The following is a 21259-nucleotide window of genomic DNA, read 5'->3' as shown; positions in this document are numbered from 1 at the left end:
AGGCAAATCCGGATTATTCGGTGTTTGGGCCCAGGCACCGTTAATCATATAGAAATGATAATACTATTGGAGGTCATCAGATGAGAAAGTCGATGTTGATTTCAGTTGCATTCATTCTATTATTGACTATGGTTTTATCGGCTTGTAGCGGAAATTCGGGAGAGGTGGATGGGAAAAAGGGTGAAAGCGCATCCCCAGTCCAGACGAAACAGCCGGAAACATCAAGCGATGCGCCGAAGGCAAAGGAGCCCATCACAATAACGATGCTTGTTCCTGAACCGGGAGCATCGGGATGGAACAATTACCATGATAGTGCGATACAGCAGGAAATTAAGAAGGTAACAGGCGTTACCCTGGAAATTATAGATGCGGACAGCGATAAATTTAACGTCATGCTTGCCAGCGGCGATTTGCCGGATATCATTCGAGGCGGTCCCGCGTATATCAAACAATTGGTAGAAGGCGGCAATGTCATTCCGATCGACGATCTGCTTCAAACCAATGGGCAGAACATCCTGGAAGCGATCCCGAAAACCGTTGCTTTCAGCAAGAAGTTCTGGAGCAACGGAACGGATAAGACGTATTTTCTACCACCGCAGGTAGGTCAGGATAGAATGGGATTTGAAGATCCTGTAGGTCCGGTACTGCGTTGGGATTACTATAAAGAGCTGGGATATCCCGAAATTAAAAATGAAGATGATCTTCTTCAAACGATTGCCGAAATGGTTAAGAAACATCCGACAACGGATGACGGAAAAAAGGTATACGGGGTTTCTGCATGGACCGATTGGGGGAATTGGTCGTATCAATTCGCAATGGGTCCGATTTATGGAAACACGCCGTTGGCGGGTGAGGTAACTGGATATCATTGGGACACCAACGAAGCAAACAATCTGCTTACCGATACGAATGGCGCTTTCTGGAAGAGCGTTTCGTTTTTCAATAAGGCCAATAGGCTCGGCATACTCGATCCGGATGCTCTATTGCAGAAAGGTGAAGATTTTGCCGCAAAAGCGACAAACGGGCAGCTTCTTTATGGTCCTGCAACTTGGATGATGGGCGACTATAATTCCAAAAACGCCAAGGATGGAAAAGGATTTATTGCAATACCATTGGATTGGGGCTTTCAGTGGCACGGGTCAAACCAAGTTCTAGGTTACAGCGATAAGCTTTATGCCATCACCAAGAACGCCAAAGCGCCTGATCGTGCAATGGATTTATTAAACTATTTGTGGTCGTATGACGGTTCCAGAACGATGGCCAGCGGCGTAGAAGGCATTCATTGGGAAAGGGTTGACGGCAAGGCCCGGTTAAAGCAGGAAACGATCGACCTGCAAATCGCCGGCGGAGACGCTTGGATCAATACACTCATTGGGGTATTAGGCAATTTGACCGGGATAAACGGGTATACGATTCACCCGAAAGACGGGGCGCCGTTGGATTTGTTCCAGGACCCGGAAGTATACACGAGTCGAGCGAATCCCATGCAGAAAGACTATTCCGATCATTATGGCGTAAAATACCCGGCAGAGATATTCGCGCAAAAGCTGGCAAGCGGGAAAAACAAAAACCAAAAAGACCAAAATACGCTTGCTTTAGGTTTGTTGCCATCTCCTCCGGATGACATTAAAAGAATGGAAGCCAAATTAAAAGACCTGGCTGCCCGTTTATCCGCTGAAAGTGTACTTGCCAAATCGGATGCCGAATTTGCAGAAAAACAGAAGCAGGCTATCGCTGCATATAACAAAGCCGGCGCGGACAAAGTGTTTGAATGGTATGCAAAAGCATGGAATGACGCCAAGGCTCAGGCCGCTGCTATTCAATAAAAAGAAAGGGCGGTCAACGCTTGTGAGAGCTGATGACCGTCCCGATTCATATGGAGGCCAGGATGATTATTATTAAACAGGGTGCCGCTTGTGCCAGCATCGTGGTCGAACAAACGCCCGTTGCTTTGTTCGCGGCAAAGGAACTGCAGAAATATCTGTTAAGAATATCAGGCTGCCGGGTTTCGGTTAGCGGAAAGAGGGTAGATGGCCACGCCGCGATCTATATTGGCAGTATGCATTGGTGCAAGAATGAAACCCATTATGATCCCGGCTTTGAACAATTGAAAGATGACGGTTTTTGCATCAAGAGCGTGAATAACGAATTAATTCTGTCGAGCCGTGCTGAAAGAGGCCTTTTGTTTGCGGTATACTCCTTATTGGAGATGATAGGGTGCCGATGGTTTTATCCCGGCGAAAGCGGGGAGTTTATTCCTTCACTTCACGATATCCGCATCGATGACCTTAGCGTCTTGGAAAATCCGGATTTTGCAATCAGGAGCTTTACCGAAGATAGCCACCAAGAGCCTTCGGATATATGGAAAATGGAAATAACGGAACTCATTGACTGGTGCTGCAAAAACAAAATAAACGCGATTTTTATCCACAGTCATCCTTTGAAAGAAATAGAAGGAATTGAATTCGTAAAAGGTGAAATCAAAAAGCGAGGCATGCTCTACGAACATGGGGGACATGGCGTGCAAGACCTGATTGACAGGAATCTGTTTGAACAAAAACCGTACCTGTTCAGGGAAAAGAATGGCGAGAGAAGGCGAGACGGAAATTTCTGCGGATCATGCGATGAAACCATTGAGATGCTTGTGAGCGGGTTAGAAGAAGTGTTGAAGAAACACCCTGAAATCGATCTCCTTCATCTGTTTTTCGATGATGTGATGGAGGGAAGCTGGTGCGAATGCGAACGGTGCAAAGCGATTTCCCCAGCCCAGCAGCTTATGAATGTGATTAACAGGATTGCGGGACGAATCGCAATAATAGCTCCCGAAGTCAAGATCGATATGGTTTTGTATCACGATACGCTGGATATGGCCCAAATCACGTCAGCTCCGGAAAACAATGTGATCGGCTATTTTGCTCCAAGGGAAAGATGCTATTCCCACAGCATTGGGGATAGCTCATGCGAAAGAAACGCTGTTTATCTTCAGAAGCTCAAGGATGTCGTAGGGAAATTTGGCGAGAACAGCTATGTTTTCGAGTATTACGATGACATGATTTTGTTCCGAAAAATGAAAATCAACATCCCGTCGGTTATTGCTCAGGATTTGAAGGATTATCGAAAGGCCGGGATCGGCAAAATCACTTCCCTGATGTTCGGGCGATACAGCTGGTGGGCCTATGAATTTAATATGCATGTATTTGTGAAAGCGGCATGGAACACAAATTACGACTATTCCCAAGGATTAAGGGAGTTCTGCTCCAAACTCTTTCCGGGTATCGCCGAGCAGATGATTTTGTATTACAACAGGCTTGAGCAAGCTTCATATGGGTTTTTGACATTTTGCGAATATGAGGGTTTTGTTCAAGACTTAAGGAATCTCCCGCCCCAGAATTATGATTTCTACCAAAAACATATCGAACAAATCAAAAAAAGTATCGAGCTTTTGAATAGCGGGATGTTCGTCATAAAAGAGTTAATGAAAAATAGTGGCGACGAGCAACAAATTAGACTCATCAGAGAAAAGTACATCTTGGATATTACGATCATGGAAGCGGAAGCGATCTATCATGAAATGCTCGGCAGATTCCTGTATGAAAAGGGAGGATATGCGGACAACGACTTGTTGGAGACTCATCTTCAGATCGCGAAAAGCTTAATAAGCGAAACGAAAAACAGGATCGAAAAAATTCCCTACAGCATAAAAGGCATTGCTGGCGGAGACGGTATTTTCGTCAGACACCTATGCGGCGACCAAATTCATTTCTTGGATTCCATTCAAAAGTTGCCGAACCCGTCCGACGCCGGGCAGCTTGGCAAATAAACCTATCTTTGCGGAAATCAACGGCCATCGCCATCCAATCGGACGGTGATGGTCGTTTGTACATCGGCAGATCAGACCTCAATCAAACGTGACATACTCAACCTATTCGTCTCATCAATGCCTTAGATCCTCATCTTAACGTCAAGGAGTCATTCCTATGTTACCGAAACCGCTCTTCCACATCTCTATCCTTCCCAAATTACTTGGCACGTTTTTGCTGATCATCGTTCCTCTCTATGTAATTAGCTTGCGTATTCATCAAATCGGCGAATCGAATGTCAAGAAGGAAATTTCCCTTTCCATGTCGTCTCGAATCGCGTTCTATATGCAGACGCTCGAAGCCGAGATTGGACGGATCAAGAAGTTGCAAAATCAGTATATGATTGATGACGATATCAATAATTTGAGTGCGATTCCTTTCACGCATTCTTTTTATGAGAATATGTTGGCGCAGCAGCGAATACAGGCGAAATTGAATGTGTTAAAGAGCTCCAGCCTATACGTAAAGGAAGCTTTTGCCTATATACCAGCAATAAAGAAAACGATCTACACCTATACGATTGAGGATGAATTGCCGCAGCAGCAAGTCAAAGAACTGGCCGCCCTTTCCGGGAAGCAAACGTCCCCTTTTGTCTATTGGGATCATCATCTCTATCTGAATGTGACCTATCCGGATCCCCGTTTATACGGACCAGATCCGATGTATATAATTCAAGTGCAAGTAGATGAAGCTCAAGTATCGGCATTCCTGAATGGCATTTCCAATTACCCGGATGCCGGCGCGATGCTTTTCAACCGAGAGCAAGGTTGGCGGATTATGGGGCATCCCAACGATTCGATATTGGATGCCATAACCAACGACCTTGTTCGACCTATGCCAACGGACACCGATGGCAAAAGGATGACCGTTCAAGGCCAACGTTACCTGATCTTCTCCAAAAAATCGGATGTGTTAGATGCTACATTGGTAACGTATGTGCCCGAGAAGCTTATACTCGGTTCGCTGCGTACGTATCAGAACTGGTTCTGGGTGTTGTCGGGGGCGTCTTTGCTCATTGTTATTGTGTTCTCCTATCACATTTACCGAGTCATTCACGCGCCATTACGTAAATTAGTAACCGCTTTCCGACGGTTGGAAAGCGGAGATGCAAACATCGAAATCCGCCATCGCAATCACGACGAGTTCGAATATTTGTACACCCAGTTCAATTCGACGACCAGCAAGATGAAACAATTGATCTCGGAAGTGTATGAATCACGCCTTCGATCACAACGTTCCGAATTAAAACAGCTGCAATCGCAAATTAATCCGCATTTTCTGTATAACACGTATTTTATGATTCATCGCATGGCGAAAGCGTTGGATGTCGATAACCTGCTTTCGGCGTCGCAATATTTAGGCGAGTATTTCCGCTTTATTACGAGAAATACGGCAGATGAAGTCACGCTGGAGGAGGAGGTTGGCCATACAATGGCTTACATTCGGGTCCAGATGTTGAGGTTCTCGAACCGAATCCGAACGGAAGCGGATGAATTGCCGGAAGATTGCCGGCACGTTGTGGTGCCAAGGCTCATTCTGCAGCCCATTCTGGAGAACGCATATGAACACGGGCTGAAGGATCGAAGCGAAGGCGGAATCGTCAAGCTTCAGTTTCAACGTTCTGGAGACAAGCTCCACATTATGATCGAGGATAACGGTACAACGCTTCAAAATGAACGGCTGCAATGGCTGCAGTACAATCTGCAAGCAGCAGGCGGAAATTTGGAAACGACCGGTATTGTTAACGTCCATCGTAGACTGCAGTTAAAATATGGTTCAACATATGGCATCGAAGCATCCTACGGCGACATGGGTGGTTTGCGTGTCATCATGACGATACCGGTGAGTAGCCAGGAGGAGTGATCTTATGTATCGGTTATTGATCGTGGATGACGAACCTTTCATCGTAAACGGACTTGTCGGGACAGTGAAGGAAGAAGAAGCGTGGGGTCTCGAGGTGCATGGCGCCGAATCAGCCAAGGAAGCGTTGGAAAAACTGGAACGGTACAAGTTCGATATTGTGATGACCGACATCAATATGCCTGAGATGGACGGATTGCAGCTGCATCAAGAGATTGTGAAACGGTGGCCGCATTGCAAAGTCATTTTCCTGACCGGTTATAACGATTTCAGCTATGTGCTCGAAGCGCTTCGCCACCAAGCGGTGGATTATGTTCTGAAAACGGATGGCGACGAAGCTATTCTAATTGCAATTGGCAGAGCGGTAAAACAACTTGAACAAGCGATAGAAGCCGAGTCCATGATGACGTTGGCGAGAAAGCAGCTTCAGCTCGCGCTGCCTGCGCTTCAACGGGAGTATTTGGCGCAACTTCTAAGGGGGGAGGCACGGGCGCTTCGCCAAATGGAACGGCAATGCGCTGAATTACAGCTGCCGCTCGATCCGCAAGCGCATGTGCTGCTTGTCGTTGGAAGGGTCGATGTCTGGCAAGAGGATTTTTCATTGTCCGATCGGGTCTTGCTTACGAACGCGGTGCAAAATATTTTTGCAGAATGGTTGTCGACGCGGATGAAGCTGATCGCTTATTTGCCCGACGATTCTCGAATCGTGTGGCTGCTGCAGCCAGACCGTACAGGACACTCCGTTTCAGCCGAGATTTGGACCTCATCCATTCGCTTCGTGTCTCAAATGCTGGAGTCGGTGCAAGCCACATGCCGTCAGTTGTTGAAGCTGCCCGTCTCGTTCGTTGCCGCAGGCTGCGCAATCCCGTGGAGCGAAGCGCCGAATAAGATGGATGATCTCTACCGGATGCTGAATCGTTCCTTCGGGACCGGTTCGGAAGTCATCCTGAACGAAAGTGCATTAGCTGCTGAGAAGACCCAAGACCGAGAGGAATTTAAACGGCTTTCTCTGCAGAGACGAATGATGTTGCTAGAGGAGCGATTGAATCAGGGAGAAGGAGATACGCTTCTGCAAGAGCTGGACACATTGCTTGAAGCGTTGACGGAAATGCCGGATATGTTCCGAGTGACCGCCTACTACAGTATCGTAACGGCGTTTATGAGTTATGCGATACGGGAGAGGTTGATCGACGGACTGGCTGTCCAGTTCGACCTGAACAAGCTGTACAAATTAGAAGCGCACGGCTCGTGGAGCGCCGCCATGCGCGATGTCCGCATGCTGGCCGAACGGCTCCGGGAAATCAAAGCGCAGGACAAGCAGCAAAGCGAACACGAATTGATTCGCAAAGTTCGGCTGTATATTGACGAGCATCTGGACAGCAGCTTGTCCGTCACCAGCATCAGCGATTACGTCGCCTTTAGCCCGTCTTATTTGTCGCGGGTGTACAAGCAGTTGAGCGGGAAAAGCCTCGCTGACACGATCATGGAGGCCAGGCTGCATAAGGCGAGACAGCTGCTGTTGGAAACCGATATCAAAGTGCAGGACATCACTTCCGCCGTAGGGTTTGAGTCTGCCGCTTACTTCATCCGCTTCTTTCGCAAATATATGAATATGACGCCAATGGATTACCGGGATTCTCATAGAACGTGACAAGAGTAACGAGACATGAAAAGTCTATCGATGTCACAAGCGGATTATAGAATCCCCCGTTCGGGGCTTCTATACTAGGGACATCGAAGAATGTTCTTCGACCTACGATAATTGGAGGGGGAAGCGAAGTGGCAAAGAGAAATTGGCGTCTCGCGGCGCTAAGCGGCGCAATTGTACTCATGCTCGCGGCAACGGCATGCGGCAAAGGGGATACGCAAGGCTCGAGCGCGTCCAAAGAGTCAGCATCAGCGGCGCCATCCGCTACAGCAACGAGCAGTCAGGAAACCAAGCAAGAAGACGGTCCTCTGACGAAGTATGATCCGCCGATTGAAGTCAGTACGATTTATTGGGACTCGGCGCCTTTCAAATTCAAGGACGGCGAGTCGCTGGATAACAACGTGTGGACCCAAGAGTACGAGAACACGCTCGGCATCAAGCTGAAAACGGCCTGGTCCTTCTTCGGCTCGCTCGATCAGTACATTCAGAAGATGAACGTCGCCATCGGCGGCGGAGATTTGCCGGACTTTATGCAGGTCCTGCCGGCGCAATACAAGCAGATGGCGGCAGCGGGCCAATTGGAGGATTTGACGCCGTATTACGAGAAATACGCCTCGGATTTAACGAAAGATATTTTGAATCAGGATGGCGGCGTGCAGTTGAAGGCATCGTACGTGGGCGGCAAGCTGCTGGGCATTCCGCATATCGGCTCGACGATTGACGGCACGCCGTTGCTGTGGGTACGCAGCGATTGGCTGAAGAAGCTGAATTTGCCGGAGCCGAAGACGATCGACGATCTCATTACGATTGCCGATGCATTCGTGAACAAAGACCCGGACGGCAACAGCAAAGCCGATACGTACGGTCTCGGCGTCTCCAATGAGCTGTATGGCGGAGGGCCTGGGCTGGAAGGCTTCTTCAACGCTTTCCATGCTTATCCTGGAGGCATGTGGATCAAGGATAGCTCGGGCAAGCTGGCTTACGGCGCGGTTCAACCGGAAATGAAAACCGCTCTCGGCAAGCTGCAGGAGATGTACAAGAAAGGCTTGATCGACCAAGAGTTCGGCACGAAAGACAGCGGGAAAATTCAGGAGCAGCTCGTGAGCGGCAAGCTGGGTATGTTTTTTGGCCAAATGTGGACGCCGCTGTGGTTCGGAGACGGGAAGAAGAACGATCCGAAAATGGATTTCCAAGCCTACGCCCTTCCGACGACCGACGGTCAACCGGTGTTCAAGCAATCCGGTTTCCCGACGGGCATGTATTGGGTGGTCAAGAAAGGCGCGGCTCATCCGGAAGCGGTATTCAAGCTGATGAATGTGAGCGAAGAGAAAGGCTACGGCAAGACAGCCGATGCGACCAAGTATATGACGGACAACGGGATCGAATTCTTCAAGTATGCGCCGATTCTGGTTGAACCGCCTCGCAAAAACCTGAACAATCATCTACTCGTCACGGAGGCATTGAATTCGAAGGATACCTCCAAGCTGAACTCGGAGCAGAAATCGATCTACGACACCATCGTCAAATACCAAGGCGGAGATAGCAGCGGGTGGGGGTATGACCGCGTATTCGGACCTACAGGCGCATTCTCTGTCATCGATCAATACGTCAAGAACAATGAAGTGCTCGTAACGGAGTATACCGCAGCGCCGACGGAAAGCATGGGCAAATACCAATCGACGCTCGACAAGATGGAGAAGGAAACGGTCACCAAGATTATTATGGGCGCCGCGTCGCTCGACGCCTTCGACCAATTTGTGGCGAATTGGAAAAAAGCCGGCGGAGACACGATTACCAAAGAAGTGGACGATTGGGCGGCGACCAAGTAAAACCGCTAGAAACAAAAACGAAGGGGAGAAGCGTACGAACATGCTTTTCCCCTTCCGCATAAATGAGGAGAGATCATGACGACGAGAAAATGGATTCGCGAAATGCCGCTGCATGTCATGCTGATCCCGACCGTAGTGCTTCTGATTGCGTTCAGCTATGTGCCGATGACCGGGATCGCCATAGCTTTTCAAAATTTTTATCCGGGTCATAATTTTTTCAGTTCTCCATGGGTCGGATGGGAAAATTTCCAGTACATGCTGCAGCTTCCGGGGACGCTGCAAGTATTGTACAACACGCTGTTTATCGCCGTGCTGAAAATTGTGGCGAACCTGGTCGTACCGATCGTGATGGCGCTGTTGCTGAACGAGGTGCGGAAAATGTGGTTCAAGCGAAGCGTGCAGACGATCGTGTACTTGCCCTATTTCATCTCCTGGGTGCTGCTGGGGGGGATTCTAGTTGACATTTTGTCGCCGTCGCAGGGCATCGTCAACGAGATTCTGAAGGCTGTCGGCTTGCCTTCCGTCTATTTTCTGGGCGATAATCACTGGTTTCCCTTTACGCTGGTCGCCACGAACACGTGGAAGGAATTCGGCTTCAACACCATCGTCTTTCTCGCCGCGCTGACGGGCATTAACCCGTCGCTATACGAAGCGGCTTGCATCGACGGCGCAAGCCGCTGGAAGCAGACGCTGAAGATTACGTTGCCGGGGCTGCTGCCGATCATCATCCTCCTGGCGACGCTCAGCTTAGGCAACGTCCTGAATGCCGGCTTCGATCAAGTGTTCAACCTGTACAATGCTTCCGTCTACGAAAGCGGGGATATTATCGATACGATGGTATACCGAATCGGGATGGGCGATGGTCAGTACAGCGTAGCGACAGCGGTCGGTTTGTTTAAGTCGGTCGTTTCATTCATTCTCATTTCCGTCTCGTATTTGCTGGCCTACAGATTCGCAAATTATCGGATTTTCTAAGTCATGCTTTATTAAGGAAGGTAGGAGCCATGCATTATAGAACGAGAAGTCATACTGTATTCCAGACGTTGAATTACGCCTTTCTGGCGCTGCTCTCCTTATCTTGCATCTTTCCGTTCATTCACATTCTGGCCGTCTCTTTCAGCTCGAAAGAAGCATCGACGGCAGGACTTGTCGGCTTGCTGCCGGTTCATTTTACGCTCAAGTCGTATCAGTTTATTCTGGACAAACCGGAGTTCGGGCACGCTTTCGTCGTTTCCTTGAAGCGGGTCGCGATCGGTCTGTCGCTCAATATGCTGCTGACGCTGCTGACGGCGTATCCACTCTCTAAGGAGGTGAAGTCGTTTCGATTTCGCACCGGGTATGCGTGGTTCTGCGTCTTTACGATTTTGTTCAGCGGCGGCCTTATGCCATGGTATGTGACGATTCGGAATTACGGCATCATGGACACGATCTGGGCTCTCGTATTGCCGGGAGCCGTACCGGTATTCAACGTCATTCTGCTGCTGAACTTCTTTCGCGGGCTGCCGAAGGAGTTGGAGGAATCGTCGTTTATCGACGGAGCCGGCCACTGGACGACGTTATGGAAAATCTATACGCCGTTGTCGCTCCCGGCGCTTGCGACCATTACGCTGTTCACGGTCGTCGACCATTGGAACTCCTGGTTTGACGGGTTAATTCTGATGCGGCATGCTGAACATTTCCCTTTATCGACTTATTTGCAGACGATCATCGTCAATGTGGATTTGACGAAATTAAACTCCGTGAGTCCATCGACGGCGGAAATGCTCGCAAACGTCTCAGACCGAACGGCCAAAGCGGCGCAAATTTGCGTGGCCATCTTGCCGGTGCTGCTCGTGTATCCGTTTTTGCAAAAATATTTTGTCACCGGAATTGTGCTTGGCAGCGTGAAAGAGTAGGGATGTGGAAGGCCGGCAGCGAAAATTCGCAAATTGGAGGAGATTGTTGATGAAAAGGTTCAAATTTACTGGGATGATTTTTCTCTCCATGCTCTTTATCGCCTCAACGTTTTCTGTCATCCCGCCGCAAGGGAATGTGGCTCAGGCGTCGTCTGTGTCGGAAAAGCTGCTCAGCGATAACCCTCTTGGCTGGTTGATTTCGACGGGGACGGCAAAGATTAGCACAGGAGCTTCCTATTCATGGCTAAAGGAAGGCCAATACGCATCGGATCCAAGCATTGTTTCGACCGACAGTACCTCGCCGACGCATATGCAGGACGGGAGATCCGTACCTAGCAACCTGTATGATAATTTCGGAACGTTTGCGAGCGGCTCTGACTCCTACGGAACGCTCGTTTACGACCTGAAAGCGGTTTATCGAGTATCGAAAGTACAAGTATGGGCTACAGCAGATTCGCAGCATTATATGAAGCAGTTTGAAGTCATGGCCAGCGAGGACGGCGTGAATTACCGCAGCGTCGGGGTCACTCTCAATACGAACGGCACGACTTCGGGCGTAGGCGTCACGACACTTGCGATCAAGCCTGCCGTTCACGCCAGATATGTCAAAGTGATCGCGAAAAAAGATACCGCCCAATATCAAATGATACTTGGAGAAGTTGCCGTGTGGGGAGACAATACGTTAAAGCCGATGTCGCTCCTGTCTAACACGTATTTGCGAGCCTCGGGGACCTACAATACATCGACGCCGAAAATAACAACGAATTCAACCTATCGGTGGATCTCGGACAAGCCTTTTGAGACTGACAGTCAGTCGATCGCTACCGATAATGACTCGAAAAACGACGGGGCTGGAGGCTGGCCGGATTTAACGGACGGCGACCCCCTGAACACCGCCGGCGACTACAACCTTGATTCCGTTTGGGGTTATCAAGGAAAATATCAACAGGTCATATATGATTTGAAAGACATCTATGCTATAGGAGCGTTGGATGTTTGGACCTACGCCAACTCGCAACACTGGATGGACGGTTACGAGGTTCAGGTCAGCAGCGACGGGGCTCATTATTCTACGTTGGGCTACACGGTAAACACCAACAGCAGAAGCGCGGGAACGTACGTCAATACCCCATCCTACGGCATTTCCGGTAAAAATGCCCGTTACGTCAAGTTCATTCTGCATAACGCAAACGATTCCTATCAATTGACTACGGGTGAAATCGCTGTCTGGGGATGGCCGTTAAACGATCTTACCTTACCGCATAATGCAACGCCGGAAAAGGTAGAAATCACTACGGATGTATTGACGCAAAGCTCTATCACTCTGGATTGGACCGACTATAATCAAACGGTGAACGATGTCGGATCGTATAACTTGTACATTGAGACATCCGATTTTACGAGCACCGTAGGCAAAACGCCGAAGATGAAGTATACGGAAGGCATGCGGGAAACGAACGGCAAGGCGGCCATTTATACGGGATTGGCGCCCCTGCAAACGTACTATATTGCGTTGGCTCCGGTCGGCAAGAACGGCGAGAGAACCGACGTGACGACAGTCAAGATTACGACGCCTGCTGCGCTGGGCAATCCTAGGGAGAAGGTCGGAGACATCTTCGCCATTGACAATTATCCGTACGGCGGAGGCGGATATATCGATCATGGCGAGCAGGAAGACATCATGCTGATGAAAAATTTGCGCTATCTGAGTCAGCTTGACGGCGTATACAGAACACATTGGTGGCAGCATTGGCCGTGGGTGCTTGATTTGTACGGAAGATATGGGGTCACGTTCTACGGCTTCGCCAATTTCAACAATGAGAACCTGGCTTCCGACAATGCGCGGGGAACGTACTTGTGGCAGGCGGGCGATGAACCCGAATTTTCGGGGTATACAGGGGCTACGTGGGCTTCTGTCGTGAAAACGACGCATGACGTTCTCAAGGCGGCGAACCCGAACAATATGCTGACGGCGCCGGATGTCGGAGGAGTCAACACGACGTTTATCAATGACTTTTACAATTCGGACGGACAGAACGGCAATCTGGTCAAAACGTATTTCGATGCGTTCAGCCTCAGCGCCTTCGTTGGGTACGGCGATTCAGTGCCAGCAGGCCTCGCCGGCGGCGTCCCCGAAGGGCTGATCCAGAAGGTAAGCGATATCCGTACGATTATGACAAATCATGGCGATGGAAACAAGCCGATCGTCTCCGTAGGTACGGGTTGGACGACGCAAAGTCTGCCGCGCACGACCTGGGCGATTCCTGTCAGTCAGACGGTGCAGAGGAATTATCTGGTTCGCACGTTCCTCCTCAGCTTGGGAATGGATATTAAGCGGATCGGTTGGTATGCATTCCAGGATTCCGGAACGGACCCGAACGACCAGGAAACGAATTTCGGCATCGTCGATTGGAATGGCAATCCGAAGCTGGCCTACTATGGCTATCATCTGCTGATCAGGGAACTGAAGACGGCCAAATATTTGAGCGCCGTTGCCGGCATCAGCAATCCGTATTACGGCTACAAATTCTGGAGCGAACAGAAGAACCAGTACATCAATACGTTATGGGCTGCGGATGAATCGACGAAGACTGCACACTTGTCGACAACGGCATCGTCGATCACAGTGGTCAACACGGATGGCAGCATCCAAACCTTGCCGGTCAGCGGCGGCATCGTGAATGTCACGATTACCGGAGCGCCGGTATTCATCCATTCCGATAAGGACGTAACGGTTACTTCGATCAGTTGAGGTGCAGCACGATGAGAATGATAAGTTTGGACGGACAGTGGGAGTTGTACTATTTGCAACAGGGAGAGCTTGACATTGATCATCCGGTCGCGCTGCGGGCATCCGAGCTTAAACCGATTGCCGCTGCGGTGCCTGGCAACGTCGAGCTGGATTTATGCGGCGCCGGTATTCTGCCGGATCCGTATGTGGGTGAGAACATCCATCTGCTGAAGCCTTATGAAACGTACGAATGGTGGTATCAGCGGAAACTTACAGTCGAGCCGTCCGGCGTTAAGCACGAGTTGGTATTTCATGGCGTCGACTGCGTAGCTACGTATTGGCTGGACGGGCAGGAAATCGGCCGCAGCGACAACATGTTGATCGAACATCGCTTCGATGTGACGGGTCTGCTGCAGCCTGGACAGGAGCATGTGCTGACGGTTCGATTGCAGTCGCCGGTCATCGCAGCGCTCGGCAGAACCTATGATCCTTCGAGCTATGCGTTCCCGGTCAACGCCGAGCAGCTGTGGATTCGCAAAGCGGCGCACAGCTTCGGGTGGGACATCTTTGGCCGGGCGCTTTCGGCAGGGCTATGGCGGTCTGTCGAGCTGGTCTATCACGAGCCGAATGAAATCGCCGACATGCACTTCGCCACAACGAAGGCGAATGAACGGCAAGCTCATGTGCAGGTGTTCTATCAGTTCGCTGTTGAACCGCGAACGCTTAACGGCTTGCAGCTTCGCATGCGAGGAGTGTGCGGGGATTCGTTGTTCGAGGTAACGAGAGGGCTCAAGTTTGCCTACGGAACGATGGAGCTGACGGTGGAACGGCCGAAGCTGTGGTGGCCGCGGGGCTATGGAGCAGCGAACCTGTACACGGTGACGACAGAGCTGCTCCACGATGGAGATGTGATTGCGTCGCGTACGGGTACGCTAGGTATCCGCACGCTGGAGCTGCTGCGCAGCGATGTGACGACGCTTGAACGTCCCGGGCAGTTTCAATTCAAGGTGAACGGCTTTCCCATTATGGTCAAAGGCTCGAACTGGGTTCCGCTGGATATGTTCCACAGCCGGGATGCCGGTAAATATGCGGAGGCGGTCGCGCTGGCCGCCGACCTCGAATGCAACATGCTGCGCTGCTGGGGCGGCGGCGTGTACGAGGATCATGCTTTCTTCGATTTATGCGATCGCAGCGGCATTCTGGTATGGCAGGACTTCGCCATGGCGTGCGCGATGTATCCGCAGGACCTCGAATTTCAGGATATGCTGCGCAAGGAAGCGCTCGCTGTCGTACGCAAGCTGCGCAACCATCCGTCGCTCGCGGTTTGGGCCGGCGACAACGAGTGCGACGAAATTTTCCTTGATCGCGGGCTGGACCCAAATCAAAATGTGCTGACCCGCAAGGTGCTGAAGGACGCTGTGTTCCAATGCGACCCGTATCGCCCGTATGTGCCGAGTTCCCCGTACATCTCGCCGGAAGCGTATCGGCTTGGTACGCCGGACTGCTTGCCAGAGCGCCATCTGTGGGGGCCGAGGGACTATTTCAAGAGCCTCTATTATACATCTGCGAACATGCACTTTATCGGCGAAACGGGCTATCACGGCTGCCCGAATCTGTCCACGATGGAGAAGTTTCTCGATTCCGGGAGCGTGTGGCCGTGGCAGGATAACCCCCAATGGATCACGCACGGCACCGATCCGGTCGGCGGGCCGGACTCGCCGTACCGATTCCGCGTGAAGCTGATGGCGGATCAGATTTATGAGCTGTTCGGCGGCCATCCGGACACTGTGGAGGACTTCATTCTTGCGTCGCAAATTTCGCAGGCGGAAGCGAAGAAGTTCTTCATCGAGAAAGCGCGGCTAAGCAAAGGGCGCTGCGGCGGCATCCTCTGGTGGAACTTGCTCGACGGCTGGCCGCAATTTTCCGATGCGGTCGTCGATTACTACGGCGGGAAGAAGCTGGCTTATCACTATATCAAGCGGGTGCAGCAGCCGGTATGCATCATGATCGACGAACCGGAGAACTGGCACGTGGCTGTGAAAGTCGGCAACGATTCCCTTACGGCGGCATCCGGACCATTCCGAATATGGGACGCGGAAAGCGGAGAAACGCTCCTCGAAGGAACATTCAGCGTGGAAGCGAACGGTCTTGCGGAATTGGGCAGAATCCGCGCTCCGTACAGCATGCAGCGGCTGCTGCTGATCGAATGGACCGTAGATGGCAAGTCGTTCGGCAATCATTACCTAATGGGTTCGCCCGGATTTTCGCTGGAACGTTACCGGCGCTGGCTCGATGCAATCGCATTGTTGCCGCACTCGTTCGACGCCGCCCAGTTGGGCAAGTAAGCCTATTTTTGCAGAAAACAACGGCCATCGCCATCCAATTGGACTGTGATGACCGTTTGTCATCGGCAGATCAGACCTCATCAAACGTGAGCGATCCGCGCCAGCTTCACCCCTGCGGAAATCAAAACGTTCCGGGTTCCGAAGCATGCCGAGTTGCCGCTAAGCGAAACGAACCTGCTGCAGTGGGAGCTCGATGATCTTGAGGTGTTTTGTATGGGCGTAACTGATGTAAAATCGCTGATGAAACGACTGTCGCTGAGGAAAATGCGCATCCGCAGCCGGCTAGTGCTGGTGTACTCCACGCTGATCTTTCTTTCGATCTTGCTGATCAGCGTGATGCTGACCGCTTACTCCAGGCAGCTCATTACCGGCAAGTCCGTCGACTACACCGTCGGTATTTTGGAGCAGATGGGCCAGAATATCGACATCAACCTGCAGCAGATCGATATCGCCTCTTATTTGATCTTTTCCGACGAAGAGGTACTTCGTATTCTGAAATACGGGCCTGGCGACGAATTTGTAGACCGAACCAACATCGAGGCTCTGCTCGTCAATGTAATGTTCTCCAGGCGGGACATCGATTCCATTCATCTGTTCCGCAACAGCCGGTACTGGTTCGGAACGTCTTATCCGTACGCGTATATGCCCTACGAGCAATTGAAGCAAGCCGCCGCCAAGGGTGACGGCAAGCTGGTCTGGATCAAGCCAGACAAGGGGAGCGGAATCATCCAGGCCGCCCGCATCGTCAGAACCGTGCAGATGGAGCCGGTAGGCCTGCTCGTGATGAACATTCGTGAAAGCCTGTTTACCTCGATTATATCGAATCAATTATCCGACATTAACGGCAACGTTTTCATCGTCGACGGCGAGGGCACTGCCATCTCCAGCCTCGACAACACCGCGGCCGAAAGTGACGTGGACGGCAAGATGCTGGAAAGAACCGAGTCGGAAATCGAAAGCAGCGGCGAGGTCGCCGGCCACTTTACCGAACGGATCGGCGGCGAGAAGTATATCGTCACGTACTACCAGTCCCATATCATAGAAGGCTGGAAATATATTAGCGTCATCCCTATTCGAGAATTGACGAAGGACGTCACAAAGCTGCTCAATAGGAGCATTCTCGGCTGCATGATCATTACCGGCCTGTTCGTGCTGCTGTCCTTTTTCGTTTCGAGCGGCATCGTCAATCCGATCAAAGAGATCGCTTACCGGATGCGACGGATGGAAATTCAGCACGAGGAGCCGTCGAACATCCAGTACGAGGGGCAGGATGAAATTGCTTATTTGAACCGATCGTTCGGCGGCTTGATCCAGCGGATCAACATCTTGATCGAAGAAGTGTATGAGCAGAAGCTGTTGCGGAGCGAGCAGGAGCTCAAAACGCTTCAGGCGCAAATCAATCCGCATTTTTTATATAATACGCTCGATACGGTGAACTGGATGGCGATTACCAGCAATATGCCGCAGATCGGAGAGATCGTCCGCTCGCTGTCGGGCATTATGCGCTACAGCATCAGCAATGTCGACGATGAGGTATCGATCGAGGAGGAGCTGGAGCATGTCAGGAACTACTGCGCCATCCAAACGATTCGTTTCGGCGAAAGGCTTGCCGTCACGTACGACATGGAGGAAGACATATTGGATCATCCGATTCCGAAGCTCGTTATGCAGCCGATAGTGGAAAATGTCATCCTGCACGGCTTCAATGGCAAGGAAGGCCGCTGCGAAATATCGATCAGAGGCTTAAGCGGCGATAATGCGATACAATTGGAAATTGCCGACAACGGAATCGGCATGGACGGCCAGCAGCTTGAAGCCATTCTTGAAGGCGAACAGGAAAGGCACGGGCGGCAGGGCGGAATCGGCATCCGCAATGTGGACCGCAGGCTGAAACTGAAATACGGGGCGGGTTACGGATTGACGATTGCCAGCTTCCCGATGCGGGGAACGACCGTTATCATTCGGCTGCCGCACTGAGAGGAGGTTAAGGGATGTACAAAGTATTGATCGCAGAGGACGAGCATATGATCCGGAAAGCGCTGATCAGTCAGATGGACTGGGCCGCAATGGGATGCGTGGTTACCGGGGAAACGGACAACGGCACCCGGGCAATCGGGCTGCTGCTCAGCCTGAAGCCGGACATTCTGATCTCCGACATTCAACTGGAGGGCAAGAGCGGCATCGAGGTTTGCCAATATATTCAGGGTAACGGATTATCCGTCAAGACGGTGCTGATTACCGGCTTCGGCGAGCTGAGTTACGCCAAAGCGGCCATCAAGCTGGACGCGACCGATTTCATCCTGAAGCCCATCGACCCGGCTGAGCTGGAAGCGGCCGTCAGGAAGGCCGTCGCCCAGCTTGATGCGGAGACGGCGCTCGCCGAAGAAATGGTGAAGCTGCAAGCCGTAGTCGAAGAAAGCCTGCCGCTGCTGAAGGAGAGATTTCTTCTGCAGCTTGCGGGCGGCAGTGTGCCGGACCGGAACGAGCTGGTGCAAAATATGTCCTTCTTCAACATTCGTCTCGATCATTATGCCGTGCTGGCGCTGGAAATCGACGATTACGGAAGCTACCTCGATGCGTACCGCCCGCTGGAGCGACAAGCGCTCGAGCTGGCGCTACGCGAGCAGTGCCTCGGCTTGGCGGGACCGACCAAGCAGTCCTGCTACGTGGACTTCGAACCGAATTGCCGCCTTCTAGTCGTCGATCATGAGCGGGGCGCCGATCTGATCGGCATGGCCGAGGCGATTCAGGAGAACGTATTCGACAAATACGGGATGTCGATTTCGATCGGAATCAGCGGCGGCAGTACCGATCCGTCCCGGCTGAACGAAACGGTGGAGGAAGCGAAGGGCGCGTTGCGGCACAAATTTTACAGCGGCAGCCGTTCGGTCGTCTCCCATGCCGATATCCAGGATATCGTACGTGGAAAGACGGTGTCCCCGTTTCCCTATTATGCCGCCGTAACGAGAGCGGTTCTGGTCGGCAATACGGAGGAAGCTCGATATCAATTCCATAAACTGTGGTCGATGATCGGACATGAAGCGGATGAGGCTTACATTAAAAATACTGTCGTCGAATTTATCATCGTCATCCAGACATCGATTCAGAGCGGGCATATCAACCTGGAGCATATGTCGTTCGAGTCGAACGTGTACGGCTTGATCGCCAGTCAATCGACCGTTCAGGATGTCCGCAGCACGGCGGAAGCGCTGCTAGTCACACTGTCCGATGAGGTCAGGACGATCATTTCTTCCCGCAACCGGTCGGTGGTCGACAGGCTGCTTCAATATATGAACGAGCATTACGGCCGCGAGATTACGCTTAAGGAGCTGGGGGAGACGGTTTATATGAATCCCAAGTACGTATCCCGCCTGCTGAAGCAGGAGACGGGCGAGAACTTCTCAGCGATGCTGACGAAAATCCGAATTCAGAAAGCGAAGGAAATGATGGAGCACGGAGACCTCAAGGTATACGAAGTGGCCCAGAAGGTCGGCATTAACGATTCCAGATATTTCAGCCAGATGTTCAAAAAGCATGCCGGCGTGACACCGCTTGATTACCGCAATCGGTACGTATCCCCGGAAAAGTGACTTTTACAAACAAAACGTAACGATCACCACGTAGAATAACGGGATGCCTCTTGATAAAATCATATTTGTAAGCGATTTCAAATTACATATGCGAGAGGGTGGCCCGTATGAGAAGAAAACTAGCGGTAGTATTGGTATCGTGCCTACTTATGCTGCTTGTCGCAGCATGCGACGGAGGCAACAAAGACGGTGGAAGCAGCTCCGATACAGGCAGCGGCAAAAATGCGGAGGCCGGTGGCGGCTCGGGCGACAAGAAAGCGACGATCAAATTTTGGTACTCGGCCAACGACGCCGACCCGAACGACACTCATTACAAATGGATAGAGGACACGATTGAGCAGTTCCAGAAGGCTAATCCCAACATCAAAGTCGAACCTACCGTCATTAGCAACGCCGACCAGTACTTGAACAAGATCAGCACGGAGATGGCCGCGAACAATGCGCCGGATATTTTCCAGACGTGGATGTCGGGCAGGTTGGAGCCGTTCGTCAAGGCGAACCGCATTTATCCGCTGAACGAGGCGATCGATGCGGACCCTGCGTTCAAGGAGCTGCTAAACCCGAACAATTTGGACACCTCCACGTTCGACGGAAAAATTTACGCGCTGCCGAATGCGATGACCGCGGAGGTCGTGTTCTACAACAAAGCGCTGTTCGACAAATACAAGCTGTCCGTGCCGGAAACATGGGACGACCTGATGAATGTCATCAAGACGTTCAAGGACAACGGCGTCGTACCGTTCGCGCTCGGCAATAAAGACCCGTGGGCCGGCTCCATTCCGTATATGGGCATTTACGACCGGTTGTTCGGACCGCAGGCGTACGAGGATGTCGTCCTGAAGCAGCAGGCGAAATGGAACGATCCTTCCTTCGTGGAGGCGGGCAAGAAGCTGGTGGAACTGAAGGATGCCGGAGCGTTCCCGGACAATTTCAACGGGTTGTCCGATGAGGAAGCTCTCGCCATGTTCCATAGCGAGAAAGCTGCGATGTTCTTCATCGGCACGTGGATCGTGATAGAGGCGAACGCGAAGCTAGGCGACAAGCTCGGATTTTTCAACTTCCCGGACATCCCCGGCGGCAAAGGCAGCAAGGCGGATGATTTCATCGTGAACAAAGACGAAGGTTATGCGATCAGCAACGCCAGCAAAAACAAGGAGGCTGCGATCGATCTGCTTAAATTCCTGTTCTCCAAGGAGCGGCAGGCAGCCAATGCGGAGCAAGGCCAGCTCATTCCGACCGTCAACATTCCGTATGACAAATCGAAAATTCCGGCGATCACGATCGAACTGAACGATGCGCTGTCCAAGGTGAAAAATTCGATGATTCCTTGGGATAACCCGCTCGGCCAAAACATCGGCAAGGAGTTCAACATGACGACCCAGGCGATTCTCGCCGGCGCCGGCGTGGAGGAATCCTTCAAGAAGCTGCAGGCGGTATCCGAAAAGGTGTGGAGCAAATAAGGTCATCATATCAATAAACGGCGGTTTGGCGGGGAAGGGCG

General features: G+C 51.5%; 12 protein-coding genes. All 12 read left to right on the top strand.

Annotated features, from left to right (window positions below; genetic code table 11):
• The first annotated feature begins 80 nt into the window (after positions 1 to 80).
• On the top strand, positions 81 to 1826 hold the full coding sequence (locus tag K7P76_RS15615; protein WP_232186239.1) for a type 2 periplasmic-binding domain-containing protein: 1746 nt from the start codon (positions 81 to 83) through the stop codon (positions 1824 to 1826).
• A gap of 62 nt (positions 1827 to 1888) precedes the next feature.
• Positions 1889 to 3820 (top strand): DUF4838 domain-containing protein, encoded by a 1932-nt coding sequence (locus K7P76_RS15610; RefSeq protein ID WP_232186238.1) that lies wholly within the window; start codon positions 1889 to 1891, stop codon positions 3818 to 3820.
• A gap of 157 nt (positions 3821 to 3977) precedes the next feature.
• Positions 3978 to 5723: a sensor histidine kinase gene (locus tag K7P76_RS15605; protein WP_232186237.1), complete on the top strand. Its 1746-nt coding sequence runs from the start codon at positions 3978 to 3980 to the stop codon at positions 5721 to 5723.
• A 4-nt stretch (positions 5724 to 5727) separates the two neighbouring features.
• Positions 5728 to 7371, top strand: coding sequence for a response regulator transcription factor (locus K7P76_RS15600; RefSeq protein ID WP_232186236.1), 1644 nt, complete (start codon positions 5728 to 5730; stop codon positions 7369 to 7371).
• A gap of 128 nt (positions 7372 to 7499) precedes the next feature.
• Positions 7500 to 9197 (top strand): extracellular solute-binding protein, encoded by a 1698-nt coding sequence (locus K7P76_RS15595; RefSeq protein ID WP_232186235.1) that lies wholly within the window; start codon positions 7500 to 7502, stop codon positions 9195 to 9197.
• A gap of 75 nt (positions 9198 to 9272) precedes the next feature.
• Positions 9273 to 10172: an ABC transporter permease gene (locus tag K7P76_RS15590; protein WP_232186234.1), complete on the top strand. Its 900-nt coding sequence runs from the start codon at positions 9273 to 9275 to the stop codon at positions 10170 to 10172.
• 29 nt (positions 10173 to 10201) lie between these two features.
• Entirely contained in the window at positions 10202 to 11092 is an 891-nt protein-coding gene (locus tag K7P76_RS15585; RefSeq protein WP_232186233.1) for a carbohydrate ABC transporter permease, read from the top strand.
• 49 nt (positions 11093 to 11141) lie between these two features.
• The gene (locus K7P76_RS15580; protein ID WP_232186232.1) at positions 11142 to 13844 is read left to right on the top strand and encodes a discoidin domain-containing protein; all 2703 of its coding nucleotides are present in this window, start codon (positions 11142 to 11144) and stop codon (positions 13842 to 13844) included.
• A gap of 11 nt (positions 13845 to 13855) precedes the next feature.
• Complete coding sequence (locus tag K7P76_RS15575; RefSeq protein WP_232186231.1) at positions 13856 to 16168, top strand: glycoside hydrolase family 2 protein; 2313 nt, start codon at positions 13856 to 13858, stop codon at positions 16166 to 16168.
• A 153-nt stretch (positions 16169 to 16321) separates the two neighbouring features.
• Positions 16322 to 18145 (top strand): sensor histidine kinase, encoded by a 1824-nt coding sequence (locus K7P76_RS15570; protein ID WP_232186230.1) that lies wholly within the window; start codon positions 16322 to 16324, stop codon positions 18143 to 18145.
• A 14-nt stretch (positions 18146 to 18159) separates the two neighbouring features.
• Complete coding sequence (locus K7P76_RS15565) at positions 18160 to 19758, top strand: response regulator (RefSeq protein WP_232186229.1); 1599 nt, start codon at positions 18160 to 18162, stop codon at positions 19756 to 19758.
• A 107-nt stretch (positions 19759 to 19865) separates the two neighbouring features.
• Complete coding sequence (locus K7P76_RS15560; protein WP_232186228.1) at positions 19866 to 21218, top strand: extracellular solute-binding protein; 1353 nt, start codon at positions 19866 to 19868, stop codon at positions 21216 to 21218.
• Positions 21219 to 21259 lie beyond the last annotated feature (41 nt).

This window comes from Cohnella silvisoli, assembly GCF_021190915.1.
Classification (GTDB): Bacteria; Bacillota; Bacilli; order Paenibacillales; family Paenibacillaceae; genus Cohnella; species Cohnella silvisoli.
Note: the sequence above shows the minus strand (reverse complement) of the source record. Positions and strands in the feature narration are given on the sequence as shown.